The organism is Caulobacter sp. D5 (assembly GCF_003185805.1).
GTDB lineage: Bacteria > Pseudomonadota > Alphaproteobacteria > Caulobacterales > Caulobacteraceae > Caulobacter.
In genome coordinates this window covers 1-14,000 of sequence record NZ_QHJY01000135.1, presented here as the reverse complement: position 1 = coordinate 14,000, position 14,000 = coordinate 1, and the positions used below count along the sequence as shown (strand labels likewise).

Below are 14,000 nucleotides of genomic sequence, written 5' to 3'. Positions count from 1 at the left end.
GAGCTGGTGCGCGAGCGGGCCGGCGAGGCCGCTCGCGCCCTGGCCGGCATCGAGGCCCCGCTGCTGGCCCTGGCCCGCCAGCTGGAGGATGTGCTCGACGAGGACGCCGAGCACCTGGGGCCATCCGAACGCGCCCGCATCGAAGGCGCGCTGCGGGGCCTGGACCGGCGGGCGCGCATGACCCTGCCGGCCTGGCGCTCGATCCTCAAGGCCATCGACGAGGACGCCGAAGACGATCCCGATTTCGTCGACTGGTTCGAGGCCACCTTCCTCTACGGCCGGGTTGTCGATGCGGCCTGCCGCCGCCACTGGGTGGACCCGACCGAGCCCCTGCGTGCGGCGGTGCTTTCCCCGGCCCACGGCGTGCTGGTGACCAGCGCCACCCTGGTCGATCCGGCGCTGGAAGATCCCTTCGCTCTGGCCGAGATGCGCACTGGCGCGGCCCGCCTGCCGCAGCCGCCCAAGGTGCTGCGTCTGGTCTCGCCCTTCGACTACGAGAAGAACGCCCGCGCCTTCGTCGTCACCGACGTCAACAAGGAGGATGCGCGCCAGGTCTCGGCCGCCATGCGCGAACTCTTCCTGGCGGCCAATGGCGGGGCGCTGGGCCTGTTCACCGCCATCCGCCGGCTGAAGGCCGTGCACGAGCGCATCGCCGCGCCGCTGGCCGACAAGGGCCTGCCGCTCTACGCCCAGCATGTCGATCCGCTGGAGGCCGGGGCGCTGGTCGACATCTTCCGGGCCGAGGAGGACGCCTGCCTGCTGGGCACAGACGCGATCAGGGATGGCGTCGACGTGCCGGGCCGATCCTTGCGCCTGCTGGTCTTCGACCGCGTGCCCTGGCCGCGTCCGGACATCCTGCACAAGGCCCGGCGGACCAAGTTCGGCGGCAAGGGCTATGACGACTCCATCGCCCGCGCCCGCATCAGCCAGGCCTTCGGCCGCCTGATCCGCCGGGCCGACGATCGCGGCGTCTTCGTCATGCTGGATGCGGCCGCCCCCACCAGGCTCTTTTCAAGCCTGCCCGAAGGGGTGACGATAGAGAGACTCACGCTCGTCGAAGTCATTGAAGCGACGGCCGCATTTCTGTCCGAAGCGCGGGATTAAAGGCGACGTGATCATCCTCCGTGGGGGGAGGATATCAGGAGGATGAAGTTGCGGTTTCCTATCGGGGCGACGGCCCTGCTGCTCGCCGGCGTGATGGCCGGCTCGGCGTCGGCGCAGGAGTTCGTGCGCGGCGATTGCCTGAACGTGGTCCAGCCCACCCGCAGCCTGCGGTTCGAGAACGACGAGCACGCCCGCTGGTACAAGCGCTTCTGGACGGGCAACTGCCAGGATCTGTCGCTGTGCTTCCCCGGCTCGCCCAACTGGAACGACATCGTCACCAAGCTGATCAACAAGGGCGGCGCATCCGAGAAGCCAGCCCTGCTGCCCAAGGCCTGCAAGCTGGGACAGATGATCGGCATGGAATGGGCGCGCGACCGCAAGATCAAGCGGATCAGCACCCAGGACCTCAAGCGCTTTTCCAACATCCTCGACGACGCCGGCGACCCGCTGAAGGGCGTCGAGGCCGTCGAGGTCAAGGCGCGGGCGCTGCTGGCCAAGCCGCAGGGCTGAGGCCCGCGTCGGTCTGCGGCCCCGCTAGCCTCCGAACCGTCGTATTGACGACTCCCGACCGTCGAATTTGTGCAATCGAGCGGGTATAGAGAGGCGGTGGGGAGAAGAGCAGCGAAGGGAGCGATCCTATGGCCGTGACCACCACCGATCTCGCCATCGACGACAAGGCCGCGCCCAGCGAGGTCCGGTCTTCCCGAGCCCTGGTTCAGGCGGTGCGCTGGCGTAGCGGCCTCTCCCAGGCCGAATTCTCCCGCGCCTTCGCCATCCCCCTGCCGACGCTGAGCGAGCTGGAACACGGCGAGGCTCGTCCCGACGCGGCCATGCTGGCCTATCTGCGGGTCATCGACCACGCGCCCGAGGTGGTGCGCGAGGCGCTGAACCGGGCGGGGCTTTAGGGCCTCACTTCCCCCGCTTCTGCGCGAACAGCCATTCGCGCCAGGCGCTGTCGTGCATCATGTCTGGCGGCACGACGTGGGCCATGCCCCGGTAGGAGACGAAGCGCACCGCGCCGCCGGCGTCGGCCAGGGCGGCGGCCCAGGCCAGGTCCGGGGCGTAGGGGTTCTCGCGGTCCTTGTCGCCATGGACGATCAGCACCGGGGTCGGGGCGACCTTGGCCGCACGGGCGCGTTCGGGCGGCACGCCGGAGAAGGCGACCACGGCCGCGAACTTGCCCGGCTGCGCGGCTGCGGCGTTCATCGCCGCCGAGCCGCCCATCGAGAAGCCGACGAGGTAGATGCGGTCGGTGTCGATCGGCAGGCGGGTCGCCAGGTCGTCGATCAGGGCCAGTATGGCCGGCAGGCTGGCGCCCGGGCGCGAGGCCAGCAGGCGGTCGGCGCCCTTGGCGTAGTCGGCCGTGCGGTTCGGAGCCTGGGGGACGAGCACGAAGGCCGGGAAGGCCTTGGCCGTCTCGGGGCGGGCCCAGCTGCGGGCGAAGGCGCCCATCTGGGCCTTGTTGTCGTCGCCCACCGCGCCCGAGCCGTGCAGCACCACGACCAGCGGCAGGCGCTCCTTGGTGTTGGGCGACAGCAGGCGATAGGGCAGGCGCACGCCGTCGGGGGCGGTGAAGCCGGCGGCGGCGAAGGCCTCGACCGGCGGCAGGTCGACCGGCGCGGGCAGGGGCGTGGTCGCATAGCTGCGGGTCTCGACGGCCAGGCTCGGCGTGGGACCCGGCGCGCGTGTCGGCGTGGCGGCGCAGGCGCCGAGCAGGAGACAGGCGAGCAGCGGAAGCGACTTTTGCATGTGGTTTGCATAGCGCGCTTCGCACCGATTGTCTGGTGGTCGACGTTCGCCTGTTTCTGGAAGGGCTGTTTCTAGATCAAGGGGCAACCCTCACCTTGGTCGGCGGGTTTACTTCCCGACGCCCCTTCGGGCGAAGAACGGGAGAAGCCGATCATGATCGGTCACAAGCATCATCAGGAAGACGGCCGCCACTTCACGCACGGCACGGCGTCCAGCACCGCCGACGCGGCTTCGGAGGCCAAGCTGAAGCCCGAGGACCGTCATATCGAGGCGCCGCACGCCAAGCTGGCCGAAAAGCCGCTGGCCGAGGGCGAGAAGCACGACCAGCTGGCCGAGAAGGTCGAGTGCTCGGAAAGCCGTCAGGAAGCCCTGCTCGACGAGGGCCTGGAAGAGAGTTTCCCGGGCAGCGACCCGGTCAGCGTCAAGCGGATCACCTGATCCGCCAGAGCCTCAGGCCCCGCGCGGGAACCGCGCGGTGGCGCGGGCGGCGAAGCCGCCGCGGGCGCTCTCGGCTTCGGCCGATTCCGCGGCGGGCATGACCACGTTGCCGCGGCGACGGCGGCGACGGTTCTTCTGGGCCGAGATGTCGGCGAAATCCATGGCCCCGCGCTCGCGGGCGTCGCGGCGCACGGCTTCGATGTGGCTGGCGAGATAGACCACCGCCACGCCGACCGCGTCGGCCGCCAGGTCGGTGACGCTGGCGCTGCGGTGGGCGAAGAACTGGGCGACCTCGATGCTGGCGCCCAGCAGGATCGCGGCGACCGCCAGGTCGTTGCGGCGCATGCGCGGGAAGGCCAGGAACGACACCGCCGTCAGCCCGCCGAAGGCCAGGGCGTGGGCGGCCTTGTCGCTGAGGCCGAACGCCTGCTCCAGGCCCTGGTACGGGCCGAGCATCAGGGTCACGGCGGTTCCCGCGCCGACGAACAGAACGGCCTTGGCGGCGGTCACGACATGGTTGGGCGTCAGCATGGACTCGGCTCGCGGTGGAGACCTGAGTCCTAAGGCCGCATGCCTCGCAAACCGTGAAGGAACACAGTCAACGGAAGATGACTATTTCGGCTTGGCGGCCTTGGCCCCATCGGCCTTTGCCCCATCGACCTTGGCTTTGTCGCTGGCGTCCTTGGCCGTCTTCCAGGCGTGGTAGGCCTCCAGATAGGGCTGGCGGCGCAGGATCTTCGAGCCCGGATCGACGATCACCGGAACCGCGCCCGCCACCCGCACCCGGCCCGTTCCGTCGGCCATCGGCAGGGTGACGACCTTGTCGCCGACCTTGACCTCGACCGGCATCGGGAAGCGCCCGGCCGGTGTCTTCCAGGCCAGCACCAGATCGTCGCCCTCGCGGGTCTCGACCAGATCCGGCAGCTGCGCATGACGCAGATAGGCGTCGAAGAACCAGCCGTAGTCGGCGCCGGTGGCGTCGTTCACCGCCTTGATGAAGTCGTCGGTCACCGCGTAGCGCGGCGCGAAGTTGCCGGGCTTCGGATCAGGGCGGCCATAGACCAGCACCCGGGTGGCCTGGAAGAAGGCCTTGTCGCCGATCAGGGCGCGCAAGCTGTGCAGCATGTTGGCGCCCTTGTAGTAGATGTCGGTCCCCGGCCCGACCTTGGCGTCGTAGACGGCCTCTTCCTCCATCGGCTTGCCCGAGACGATCGGGAACTTGTTGAAGGTCTTCACCCGCATCTCGTTCAGGCGGACCATGTATTCCATGTCGCCGTGCAGCCACTGCGAATAGAGCGGCTGCATGTAGGTGCCGAAGGCCTCGTGCAGCCACATGTCGTCCCAGTCGACATTGGTCATCTGGTTGCCGAACCACTCGTGCGACAGCTCATGGTGCAGAAGCCAGTCGAAGCCGTAGATCTCCTGGGCGTAGCCGGCGCCATAGGCGTTCAGCGTCTGGTGCTCCATGCCCAGATGCGGGGTCTCGACCGCGCCCATCTTCTCGGAGCGGAACGGGTAGGGGCCGATCATCCCTTCGTAGAAGTCGAGCATCGGGGCGAACTGGGCAAACAGGCCGCGGGCCTTGGCCTCGTTGCCTTCGACCGTCCAGAACTCGATCGGGAAGCTGTCGCCGAAGCGGCTCTTGTAGGTGTCCTTCAGCTGGACATAGGGGCCGATGTTGAGGGCGACGGCGTAGGTGTTGGGGGTCTTGATGCGCCAGTGGAAGGTGCGCTTGCCGCCGTCTTCCTTGATGTCGACCAGCACCCCGCCCGACGGCGCCGACAGCGGGGCGGGCACGGTGACGCGCAGGTCGACGAGGTCGGGCTCGCCGGTCGGATGGTCGATGCACGGCCAGAAGAGGTCGCAGCCCTCGCCCTGCACGGCGGTGGCGATCCACGGGCGGCCATCGGGCGTCTTGGCCCAGACGAAGCCGCCGTCCCACGGCGCGCGCTTGGCCTCCACGGGTATGCCGCCGTAGCGGATGCGCACGGCGACCGGATGGCCGGCGGCGATCGGTGCGGGCGGGGTGATGGTCAGGCGGCCGTCGGGATTGCGCCAGGCCGAGGCCGGCAGGGCGCGGCCGTCCAGCGACACCGCCGACACTGGCAGCTCGCGGTCCAGGTCGAGCACGATGGCCGGCAGGTCGCGGTCGGCGCGCAGGGCCAGCACGGCCTCGCCGGCGATGGCCTTGCGCTCGGGGAAGACCTCGATGGAGAGGTCGACATGCTCGATGCGAACGCCGGCCTGGTCGGGCTTCAGCGCCCCGCCGGTGGCCAGGGTCTGGGCGGTGGGCGGCGCGCGCAGCGGCTTCACGGCCTTGGACGGCTTGGCGGCGGGCGCGGCGGCGATCAGCAGCGGCAGGGCGGCGACGAGGGCGGCGGCCCGGACGGACGTGATGGGCAAGGCGACTCCCCGCGATGGACTGACGCCATCGGTAGGGGAGGCGGGGGCTCAGGCCAAGAGGTCGTGCTAGGCGGCGACGAACCGGGTCGCGTCCGGGCTGCGGGCGCGCGCCGCGTCGGTCATCCGCGACAGGGCCTGCGCGATGAAGGCGCGTTCGGCCTCCTCGGTCGGAAAGAAGCGCCGCGGCAGGACCATGGCGCTGCTCTGGACCAGGAAGACCCAGTATTTGCGGGTCCGGTAGAGGTCGGTGACGCAGGGCCAGCGGGCGCTCATCGTCATGTCGTCGAGGTCGTAGACCAGGGCCTCGGGCGTCAGGCGGAAGGTCAGCGCCTGCTCGTAGGCCTGGCCGCGTTCGGCGAGGGCCTTGCGCACCGTGGGGCCGGTCGCCTGCTGCACGATGAAGATGCCGACGCCCAGGCCGAGCATGGCGAACTCGACCGACAGGAGGGCCTTGAACCACGATCCCGACCACCATGCGGCCAGGGGAACGCCGACGGCCAGCATGCTGACCAGCAGGATGACCTTCATCTGGCGCGGGGAGAGGCCCCGGCGCGCCTTGATGTAGGCCATGGCGGCGGTGCTTTCACCGACCACGAGGCGGCCCGTCGCTTCGCTCACGTCTTCCCCCTCGACGACCCCGGCGATGAGCCAGGGGCGGCGCTACAGCTTCTCGCTGAGCTTGATGGCCACCTTGCAGCCGGTCTGGATCACGGCGCTCAGCAGGGGATAGGCCGTGGCCTCGTGGGCGCCTTCCTCGATGGCGAGGTCGCGGTGCATCAGCTCGTCGTCACGGAACTTGGAGAGCTCGGCGGCCAGGGCCGGGTCGCGATCCTTCAGTTCCTCGATCTGGCCGGCGTAGTGCTTCTCGATCACCGACTCCACGGCCTCGGTGCAGGCGTGGGCGGCCTTGTCGCCGATCAGGGCGGTGCCGGCGCCAAGCGTGAAGGCCGCCAGGCGCCAGAGGGGCGACATCAGGGTGGGGCGCACTTTGCGCTCGGCCAGCAGTTCGTCGAAGCGCGACAGGTGGACCTGCTCGTGGCCCTCCATCTCCTTCAGCTGCTCGGCGATGCGCTCGCGGCCGCGGGCGTGCTTCATGACGGCCTGCTGGCCGCGATAGATGTGGACGGCGGCCAGTTCGCCGGCCTGGTCGACGCGCAGGATCTCGGCCAGGCGGGCGGCCTGGGCGCCGCGGCCGGGACGGGGCGGGACGGCTTTCTGCTCGGCGGCGCTCATGTTCAGGCCTCCTGCTTGCGAAGGGCGGCGAAGGCCGAGACGACGGCCAGGCCCAGCGAGACGAGGGCGTTCCAGCCGGCCATCGACAGGCCCAGGAACACCCAGGCGGCCTTGTCGCACATCGGGGCGGCGATCTTGGCGCCCTTCAGCATGGCCACCAGGTCGTCGGAGGTGGCCAGACCCCCGCCGGTGCAGGTGGTGGGGCCGGGCCACCACTTCCATTCGACGCCGGCGTGGAAGGCCGCCAGGCCCGCGCCGTAGAGGAAGATCGCGCCCAGCAGCCACAGGGCCGGGCGGCGCAGGCGCGGCCAAAGGGCCGTGCGCTGCAGGATCGCGGCGATCAGGCCGACGGTCCCGGCGACCCAGTAGACCTCGCGCTGCTTGAGACACAGGTGGCAGGGCGCCAGGCCCCCGAAGGTCTCGAAGGCGTGGGCCGCGCCCAGCATGATGGCGCTGGCGGCCAGGGCCAGGACCGGCCAGCGCCGGGCGATCCAGTCCAGCGGCGGACGCTTGGGAACGAGGGGGCCGGCCTGGATCGTCGGGGTGTCGGTGGTCATCCGGCGCACGCGCCTCCGCTGCTTCCCCCTAGGAAATGGCTCGCGCCGAGACCGATGACAAGGAGCAGGATCAAACCGCCGGCCACCAGGGCCAGGCGACGCTCGATCACCGGCAGCAGGGTGGGGCCGAACTTCTTGACGACAAAGGCGACCAGGAAGAACCGTCCGGCGCGGGTCGCGGTGCAGGCCGCCACGAAGATCGGGAAGCTGAAGTGCAGCAGGCCCGAGGTGATCGTCACCAGCTTGAACGGGATCGGGGTGAAGCCCTTGGCGATGATCACCCAGGAGCCCCACTGATTGTACCAGCACTCGGCGTCGGCCAGGGCGGTCGGCTTGCCCAGCATGGCCAGCAGCTGCTGCGCGCCGGCCGTGAAGAAGAAGCCGATGCCGTAGCCCACGATGCCGCCGAGCACCGAGGCCAGGGTGCAGAGGGCGGCGTAGCGCCAGGCGCGGTCGGGCCGGGCCAGCACCATCGGAGCCAGCATGATGTCCGGCGGAACGGGGAAGAACGAGCTTTCGGCGAAGGAGACGGCGAACAGGCTGGTAGGGGCGTGGCGCGAGGCGGCGAGGCCCATGACCCAGTCGTAGAGGCGGCGCAGCATGCGGACTCCCATTTGCGGAACGCGCCGTTGCTAGCAGGGGGCGGGGCGCTTGTCCCGGCCGATGCGCCGGTGTGTTGCGGTTCTTTTCAAGGCGATGCGAAGGCGTGCGCGAAGGGGCCTTCCAGACAATAAAACGCCCCGTCCTCCAGGCGCCGGGCCGACATGGCGCGGAGGAGGACGGGGCCACGCGGTCGCCGCAACATTACGACCGCGCGTCTCGAAAGAGGTCGGGGGAGCGACCTCTAGAACTTGACCGCCAGCGAGACGCTGTAGTTGCGGCCAGGAGCGGTGTAGCCGTCGACGACCACCGGCTGGGTGGCGGTCGCGGTGGTGGTCGCGCCGCGCACGTCGCTCCACCACCAGTACTTTTCGTCGGTCAGGTTGAAGACGCCGCCGCGCACGGTGACGGCCTGGGTGACGTTCCAGTAGCCGGTGAGGTCGGCGGTGCTGAACGCCGGCGGGGCGAAGCAGGTCCCCGAACAGGTGACGCCCAGGCTGTCGAACGACTTCTTCTGCACGTGCATGACGTTGAACTGGCCGCCGAAGCGACCGGCCGGGTCACGGTAGGACAGGCCGGCCGTGAACTTGGCCGGATCGACCGACTGCAGCGCCGTGCTGACGCCGGCGGTGTTGGTCGAGAAGCCGCGGGCGTAGGCGGCCGTGCCGATCAGGCGCCAGTTGTCGCCGATCAGGATCTCGCCGCGGGCCTCGGCGCCGCTGATCTCGGCCTCGGCCAGGTTGACGTACTGATAGACGGCCGGGTTGGCGGCGGTGAACGCGCCGCTGACCTGAACCTGCTCGATGAAGTCGTCGTACTTGCCGGTGAAGCCGGTGACGCCGAGGTTCCAGGTCGGACGGCGCAGACGGACGCCCAGCTCGAAGCTGCGGCTGGTTTCCGGCTTCAGGTTGGGGTTCGAGATGGCCGTGTAGAAGCTGGTCGGGTTCGAGAAGCCGTTGTTGACCTGCGACGGGGCGGGGGCCTTGAAGCCGCTGGCGGCGTTGGCGAACACGCTGATCAGGTCGTCGACCTTCCAGACCGCCGACAGCTTGGGCGAGACGTGCGAGTCGCTCTGGCCGACCGGGGTGTTGGCCGTGAACAGCGGGTCGTTCTTCGGGTCGAGCTTGTAGTAGTCGTAGCGCAGGGCCGGGTAGAAGGTGACCGGACCGGCCGCGAACTCGTCCTGCACATAGGCGCCGACTAGGGTGTAGTCGGTGGTCGGGAAGGCGCGGTTGGGGAAAGTCTCGCCGGCCGGCGGAACGGTGCCCGTGCGCAGGCTCTGCTGCTGGGTCAGCGAGGCGTCGGCGCCCCAGACGATGCGGTGCTCGGCGCCGCCAAGCTCGGCCTTGCTGACCAGTTCCAGCGCGCCGCCGAACACCTCGTTGTCGAACTTGGCGTCGCGGGTGCGGTCGGCGGCGGTGTTGCGGTCCTCGGCCGAGTACTGCCGGGTCGTGCTGTTCTGGTAGTAGGCGGTGGTGCGGGCGCTCTCGATGAAGCCGTCGCCGCCGGTGAAGACGTGGGACAGGCTGACCCGGTCGCGACGCATCTTGTCGAAGGCCGTCAGGCCGATGACCGAGGTCGAGGCCGTCGGGCTGATCGCGATCGCCGACAGCACGTTCCAGTCGATGTCGCGGTCCAGGTGGTCGAGCGTCAGGGTGAACTTGTTACGGTCGTCGAGGTTGAAGACCAGCTTGCCGAGCACAGCGTTGGACTGGTTGTCCTCGGGGTTGGCGACCGTGCGGGCGACGGTGCGCGAGGCGTTGGTCCCTTGGGTCTCGGTCTCGTGGCCGTCGCGGCGGGTGTAGGCCAGCAGGCCTTCCCAGCGGCCGGTCGAACCGGCGACCAGGGCGCTTTCGCTCCAGCTTTCGTCGGCCGACGAATAGCCGACGCGGCCGCGGGCGGCGAAGTCCTTGCCCTGCAGGATGTCGGCCGGGTCCTTGGTGAAGAAGCTGACCGAGCCGGCCAGGCCGTCGCTGCCGTAGAGGGCCGAGGCCGGGCCGCGGACGATCTCGACCGACTTCAGCACGTCGACGTCGACATAGTCGCCGCGACCGGCGGACTGGGCGCCGAAGGCGTAGCTGTCCGGGATGCGGACGCCGTCGACCATGATCAGCACGCGGTTGCCTTCGAGGCCCCGGATGGCGAAGCCGGCGTTGCCGTCGCGGCCCGTCGAGGCGCCGGCGGCGGTGAAGCGCGAGGGGGCGCTGCGCACCGAGACGCCCGGCTCGAAGCGCACCAGGTCCTTCACGTCCTCGATCAGAGCGTCCTCGATCTCCTGGCTGGTCGTCACGGTGACGGTCGCCGGGACGTCGAGCACCGACTTCTCGCCGCGGGTGGCGGTGACGGTGATCTTGTCGAGTTCGGCCACGTCGCCGGCGGGGGCGTCAGGCGCGTCGGCGGCGTGGGCGGCCGCCGAGCAGAGCAGGGCGGCGGCGGATGCGGCGGCGAAGAAGAGCGTGTTGCGAGACAAGGAAGAACCCCCAGGTAGTCGGCCTTGATGCGAATTGTTCGCATTCGTTGGCAGCGTGCTAAAACCGTCTGGCGGCCTGGTCAAGTTATTTGCAATTGATTCTTAGATTCATCCGCAATAGGAGCCTCTGCAACGACCGATCGTCCTGGAAGGGGGATTCCGATGAAGACCATGCTCGCTTCGGCGGCGCTGCTGGCGGGCCTGGGCCTGGCCGGCCTGGCGCACGCCCACTCGCCCTACATGCTGCCCAGCACCTTCGACGTCTCCGACCGGAAGATCGTCACCGTGCAGGGCTCGTTCACCGAGACCTTCTTCACGCCTGAAGTGGCGATGAAGTCCGACACCTACGCCGTGGTCGGCCCGGACGGCCAGCGCAAGCCGCTGACCCCGACCTACCTGCGCGAGATGGCGCTGGTCGAAGCCCCGGTCGAGGCCGCCGGCACCTACCGCGTCACCACCGGCCAGCGCGTCGGCCGGGTCGGCAAGGCCGCCCTGATCAAGGGCGAGTGGGAGTTCATGGAGCCGGGCAAGGCGCCCGCCGGCGTCCAGGTCGTGGACATGCAGAGCATCACCACCGCCGACGTCTACGTGACCCGCGGCGCGCCGAGCACGGCCGCCCTGGCCCCGGTCGGCAAGGGCCTGGAGTTCCAGGCGGTCACCCATCCCAGCGACATCACCACCGGCCAGGCGGCCAAGTTCGTGGTGCTGTACGACGGCAAGCCGGTGGCCGGCCAGGAGGTCACGCTGACCGGCGGCAACGACCGCTATTCCGACGCCAAGGCCGCCCCGGTCACCGTCAAGAGCGACGCCCAGGGCCGCTTCGAGATCAAGCCGGACCACTCGGGCGTCTACCAGATCCAGGCCCGCTATCGCGTGGCCCCGGCCGCCGAGGGCCAGCCCGGCCAGAGCCACACCTACTCCCTGACCTTCGAATCCCTGCGCTGAGAACCGACATGATCCGCAAGAGCCTCATCCTGGCCGCCGCCCTGGCCGCCCCCCTGAGCATCTTCTCCGCCCCGGCCCTGGCCGCCTCGCACGCCCGCGACACCTTCATCAAGGAACAGGACGTCAACGGCGACGGCGTGGTCACCAAGGAAGAGTTCGTCATCACCCGCGACCAGCTGTTCAAGGCGATCGACGCCGACAAGAACGGCTCGCTCTCCAAGGAAGAGTACGTCGGCGAGTTCAAGGCGCGTCTCGAAAAGCGCCTCGCCGCCTCGCCCGACACGGCCGAGAAGAAGGAAGAGGAGCGCGTGCGCCAGATGCGCCAGGCCGACGTGCGTTTCGGCGTGCTCGACAGCGACAAGAGCGGCGCGATCACCCCGGCCGAGTTCGCCTATTCGGGCTGGCGGATGTTCGTGACCCACGACACCAACAAGGACGGGACCGTCTCGGCGGCCGACCCGATCCCCGCCGACACCAACTGAGCCGACACCAACTGAGATCGGCGGTCTGACGCGTGAGCGGTCCTCGCGACCGCTCCGCGAAAGCCTGGGGGGCTGCGGGCCGCCGCCGCCCCTGGCTCCGTTCATCCCCTTGAGGAGCCGGGGGCGATACCCCAGACCGACCTAGCGCTCGTCGCTGAAGCCGGCGACCAGGCCGTCCTTGAAGCCGCGCACCTCGTCGCCGATCAGCACGTTCAGCGCCAGGAAGGCGGCGATGGCGTAGAGCAGGGCCAGCGAGCGGTCGCGCCGAGTCATTGGTCGTCTCCAGATTGTAATATCAATTGATCTCCATCTTGGCGGATTGTCCAGCCACGCTTGCGTTGGAGACGACGAAGTCCTCGATCGCCCGCACGAAAGCCTCGGGGCGCTCGAGATAGAGGAAGTGGCCGCTGGCCGGGACCACGACGCGTTTCGCGCCGGGCAGGGCGGTCTCCAGGGCCTTGGCCTGGTCCTGCACGTCTTCGATGTCGATCTCGCCGACCAGGATCAGGGTCGGGACCTTGATCTCCGCCAGCCGCGGTTTCGCATCGACGGCGAAGCGCTCCTTCTGGTTCGCGCCGACATTGCCCGGATGGGCCTTCAGCTGATCCACCACCCAATGGCGCTGAGCGTCCGCGTCCTTGGTCAGGATGTAGGGATCGCGCGCCGCGCCCTCGATGTCGCCCAGCTTGAACAGGGTCATCAGCTTCAGTCCCCGCGCGATGAAGCCGGCCGAGGGCTTGAACCCCGCCACGAAGGGGCCGACCAGCACCAGGCGCGAGACGCCGTCCGGATGGGCCAGGGCGTAGTCGACGGCCAGGCCGCTTCCGGCAGAGGATCCCACCAGCACCGGCCGCTCGATCTTCAGGGCGGCGATCACCGCCTCCAGGTCCCTGACCGTCTGATAGGGCGCGGCGGCGGGCGTCGAGGCGCCGAAGCCGCGCCGGTCGTAGCGCACGACCCTGTAGCGCTCGCACAGGGCTGGCCAGGCGGCGTCGAAAGCGGCCTTGTGCAGTATGCCGTCGTGCAGCAGCACCAGGGTGGTCTCGCCCCGGCCGCAGGTCTCGTAGGCCAGGCGTCCGTTCTCCACCTCGACGAAGGTCTCGGCGGGCTGGGCTATGGCGGGAGCGGCGAGCAGCAGGCATGCGGCCGCGATCGCCCAAGCGGGCGTGAAAAGAAGGCGCATCTTTCGTCTCCGATGTGAGGGAAGGGCGGGGCTCAGCCCGCGTCGCGGATCTCTTCGACGCCGTCGTCAGGCAGGTATTCGAGGATGTCGCCCGGCTGGCAGTCGAGGTAGCGGCAGATGGCGTCGAGGGTGGACAGGCGCAGGCCCTTCACCTTGCCCGACTTGAGCAGAGAGAGATTGGCGTCGGTGATGCCGACGGCGCGGGCCAGGGTGTTGGAACGCACCTTGCGGCGGGCCAGCATGACGTCGAGGCGGACGAGGATCGGCATCAGATGAACGCGTCCCGGTCTTCCTCGATCTCGCGGCCGACCTGCATCACCTGGGCGATGACGAAGACCAGCAGGCCCAGGATCAGGCCCTGGATGCTCGAGAGGTGGAACCAGTTCCTGTCGATCTCCCAGCCGGTCGCCGACAGGAAGAGGTGGCAGAGGAACGGCGAGACGGCGTAGGCGCACAGCCAGGCGCCGACCCGGCCGATGTGGCGGGCGTTGGCCGCGCCGAACACCTCGCCGCCGGCATAGAGCAGAAAGAGCGCGCGCAGGTGGGCCAGGATCGCCAGCACCGGCGCGATGCGTAACGCGCCGACCAGGGCGTAGGCGGCGCGGTGCGGGAGCGACAGCGAGGCGAAGGCCACCGAGTCCGGCGGTCCCTTGCCGATCCAGGCCGCCGTCGGGCCGATGCGGAAATTCTCGCCCGGCCAGGCCAGCACCGCCAGGATCAGCACGCCGGCGATCAGGCCCGTGAGCGCCAGCAGGGCGGTCAGCAACCAGGCCAGGGCGCGGCTGCCCAGCCGCAGCCGCCGATGGCTGGCCGAGGGCGGCGGCGGCGCGACCGGC

18 protein-coding genes are annotated in these 14,000 nt (G+C 69.6%); 6 read left to right on the top strand and 12 right to left on the bottom strand.

Annotated elements, in window-relative coordinates; genetic code table 11:
* The 3 genes from DMC18_RS09850 to DMC18_RS09840 all read left to right on the top strand — a co-directional run.
* A partial coding sequence (locus tag DMC18_RS09850; protein WP_304538855.1) for a helicase C-terminal domain-containing protein occupies positions 1 to 1,104 on the top strand: 1,104 nt, incomplete at its 5' end.
* A 42-nt stretch (positions 1,105 to 1,146) separates the two neighbouring features.
* Complete coding sequence (locus DMC18_RS09845) at positions 1,147 to 1,614, top strand: hypothetical protein (protein ID WP_110119340.1); 468 nt, start codon at positions 1,147 to 1,149, stop codon at positions 1,612 to 1,614.
* 128 nt (positions 1,615 to 1,742) lie between these two features.
* Entirely contained in the window at positions 1,743 to 2,009 is a 267-nt protein-coding gene (locus tag DMC18_RS09840; protein ID WP_110119339.1) for a DNA-binding transcriptional regulator, read from the top strand.
* Positions 2,010 to 2,013: 4 nt separating this feature from the next.
* On the opposite strand, the gene DMC18_RS09835 is transcribed toward DMC18_RS09840, so the two are convergent.
* Positions 2,014 to 2,853, bottom strand: coding sequence for an alpha/beta fold hydrolase (locus DMC18_RS09835; RefSeq protein WP_110119338.1), 840 nt, complete (start codon positions 2,851 to 2,853; stop codon positions 2,014 to 2,016).
* A gap of 153 nt (positions 2,854 to 3,006) precedes the next feature.
* Between DMC18_RS09835 and DMC18_RS09830 the strand changes: the two genes are divergently transcribed.
* The gene (locus tag DMC18_RS09830; protein WP_110119337.1) at positions 3,007 to 3,291 is read left to right on the top strand and encodes a hypothetical protein; all 285 of its coding nucleotides are present in this window, start codon (positions 3,007 to 3,009) and stop codon (positions 3,289 to 3,291) included.
* A gap of 12 nt (positions 3,292 to 3,303) precedes the next feature.
* On the opposite strand, the gene DMC18_RS09825 is transcribed toward DMC18_RS09830, so the two are convergent.
* The 7 genes from DMC18_RS09825 to DMC18_RS09795 form a co-directional block, all read right to left on the bottom strand.
* Complete coding sequence (locus DMC18_RS09825; RefSeq protein WP_110119336.1) at positions 3,304 to 3,822, bottom strand: VanZ family protein; 519 nt, start codon at positions 3,820 to 3,822, stop codon at positions 3,304 to 3,306.
* 81 nt (positions 3,823 to 3,903) lie between these two features.
* Positions 3,904 to 5,694, bottom strand: coding sequence for a M1 family metallopeptidase (locus DMC18_RS09820; RefSeq protein WP_233248109.1), 1,791 nt, complete (start codon positions 5,692 to 5,694; stop codon positions 3,904 to 3,906).
* Positions 5,695 to 5,760: 66 nt separating this feature from the next.
* Positions 5,761 to 6,312: a YcxB family protein gene (locus DMC18_RS09815; protein WP_110119333.1), complete on the bottom strand. Its 552-nt coding sequence runs from the start codon at positions 6,310 to 6,312 to the stop codon at positions 5,761 to 5,763.
* 42 nt (positions 6,313 to 6,354) lie between these two features.
* Complete coding sequence (locus DMC18_RS09810) at positions 6,355 to 6,927, bottom strand: demethoxyubiquinone hydroxylase family protein (RefSeq protein WP_110119332.1); 573 nt, start codon at positions 6,925 to 6,927, stop codon at positions 6,355 to 6,357.
* A 2-nt stretch (positions 6,928 to 6,929) separates the two neighbouring features.
* The gene (locus DMC18_RS09805; RefSeq protein ID WP_110119331.1) at positions 6,930 to 7,484 is read right to left on the bottom strand and encodes a disulfide bond formation protein B; all 555 of its coding nucleotides are present in this window, start codon (positions 7,482 to 7,484) and stop codon (positions 6,930 to 6,932) included.
* Entirely contained in the window at positions 7,481 to 8,086 is a 606-nt protein-coding gene (locus tag DMC18_RS09800; RefSeq protein WP_110119330.1) for a YqaA family protein, read from the bottom strand. Before DMC18_RS09800 ends, DMC18_RS09805 begins: the two co-directional genes overlap by 4 nt.
* 242 nt (positions 8,087 to 8,328) lie before the next feature.
* The gene (locus DMC18_RS09795) at positions 8,329 to 10,554 is read right to left on the bottom strand and encodes a TonB-dependent hemoglobin/transferrin/lactoferrin family receptor (RefSeq protein ID WP_110119329.1); all 2,226 of its coding nucleotides are present in this window, start codon (positions 10,552 to 10,554) and stop codon (positions 8,329 to 8,331) included.
* Positions 10,555 to 10,716: 162 nt separating this feature from the next.
* Here DMC18_RS09795 and DMC18_RS09790 point away from each other — a divergent pair, with 162 nt between their 5' ends.
* Both DMC18_RS09790 and DMC18_RS09785 read left to right on the top strand, forming a co-directional pair.
* Entirely contained in the window at positions 10,717 to 11,499 is a 783-nt protein-coding gene (locus DMC18_RS09790; protein WP_110119328.1) for a DUF4198 domain-containing protein, read from the top strand.
* A gap of 8 nt (positions 11,500 to 11,507) precedes the next feature.
* Positions 11,508 to 11,981 carry an EF-hand domain-containing protein gene (locus tag DMC18_RS09785; protein ID WP_110119327.1) on the top strand — a complete coding sequence of 158 codons (474 nt, stop codon included), beginning with the start codon at positions 11,508 to 11,510 and terminating at the stop codon, positions 11,979 to 11,981.
* Positions 11,982 to 12,122: 141 nt separating this feature from the next.
* Here the strand turns inward: DMC18_RS09785 and DMC18_RS27160 are convergent, their stop codons facing one another.
* The 4 genes from DMC18_RS27160 to DMC18_RS09770 all read right to left on the bottom strand — a co-directional run.
* On the bottom strand, positions 12,123 to 12,254 hold the full coding sequence (locus tag DMC18_RS27160; RefSeq protein WP_255580316.1) for a hypothetical protein: 132 nt from the start codon (positions 12,252 to 12,254) through the stop codon (positions 12,123 to 12,125).
* 22 nt (positions 12,255 to 12,276) lie between these two features.
* Positions 12,277 to 13,164, bottom strand: a complete 888-nt coding sequence (locus DMC18_RS09780) for an alpha/beta fold hydrolase (protein ID WP_110119326.1) — start codon at positions 13,162 to 13,164, stop codon at positions 12,277 to 12,279.
* Positions 13,165 to 13,196: 32 nt separating this feature from the next.
* A complete protein-coding gene (locus DMC18_RS09775) occupies positions 13,197 to 13,433 on the bottom strand; it encodes a helix-turn-helix transcriptional regulator (protein ID WP_110119325.1) in 237 nt (78 codons plus the stop codon).
* A partial coding sequence (locus DMC18_RS09770; RefSeq protein ID WP_110132901.1) for a DUF2975 domain-containing protein occupies positions 13,433 to 14,000 on the bottom strand: 568 nt, incomplete at its 5' end. The genes DMC18_RS09775 and DMC18_RS09770, both read right to left, overlap by 1 nt.

Excerpts from the sequence above, each read along its gene's own strand:
- DMC18_RS09845 (WP_110119340.1), top strand. The coding sequence starts at position 1,147 with ATGAAGTTGCGGTTTCCTATCGGGGCGACGGCCCTGCTGCTCGCCGGC.
- DMC18_RS09840 (WP_110119339.1), top strand. The coding sequence starts at position 1,743 with ATGGCCGTGACCACCACCGATCTCGCCATCGACGACAAGGCCGCGCCC.
- DMC18_RS09835 (WP_110119338.1), bottom strand. The coding sequence starts at position 2,853 with ATGCAAAAGTCGCTTCCGCTGCTCGCCTGTCTCCTGCTCGGCGCCTGC.
- DMC18_RS09830 (WP_110119337.1), top strand. The coding sequence starts at position 3,007 with ATGATCGGTCACAAGCATCATCAGGAAGACGGCCGCCACTTCACGCAC.
- DMC18_RS09825 (WP_110119336.1), bottom strand. The coding sequence starts at position 3,822 with ATGCTGACGCCCAACCATGTCGTGACCGCCGCCAAGGCCGTTCTGTTC.
- DMC18_RS09810 (WP_110119332.1), bottom strand. The coding sequence starts at position 6,927 with ATGAGCGCCGCCGAGCAGAAAGCCGTCCCGCCCCGTCCCGGCCGCGGC.
- DMC18_RS09805 (WP_110119331.1), bottom strand. The coding sequence starts at position 7,484 with ATGACCACCGACACCCCGACGATCCAGGCCGGCCCCCTCGTTCCCAAG.
- DMC18_RS09800 (WP_110119330.1), bottom strand. The coding sequence starts at position 8,086 with ATGCTGCGCCGCCTCTACGACTGGGTCATGGGCCTCGCCGCCTCGCGC.
- DMC18_RS09790 (WP_110119328.1), top strand. The coding sequence starts at position 10,717 with ATGAAGACCATGCTCGCTTCGGCGGCGCTGCTGGCGGGCCTGGGCCTG.
- DMC18_RS09785 (WP_110119327.1), top strand. The coding sequence starts at position 11,508 with ATGATCCGCAAGAGCCTCATCCTGGCCGCCGCCCTGGCCGCCCCCCTG.
- DMC18_RS27160 (WP_255580316.1), bottom strand. The coding sequence starts at position 12,254 with ATGACTCGGCGCGACCGCTCGCTGGCCCTGCTCTACGCCATCGCCGCC.
- DMC18_RS09780 (WP_110119326.1), bottom strand. The coding sequence starts at position 13,164 with ATGCGCCTTCTTTTCACGCCCGCTTGGGCGATCGCGGCCGCATGCCTG.
- DMC18_RS09775 (WP_110119325.1), bottom strand. The coding sequence starts at position 13,433 with ATGCCGATCCTCGTCCGCCTCGACGTCATGCTGGCCCGCCGCAAGGTG.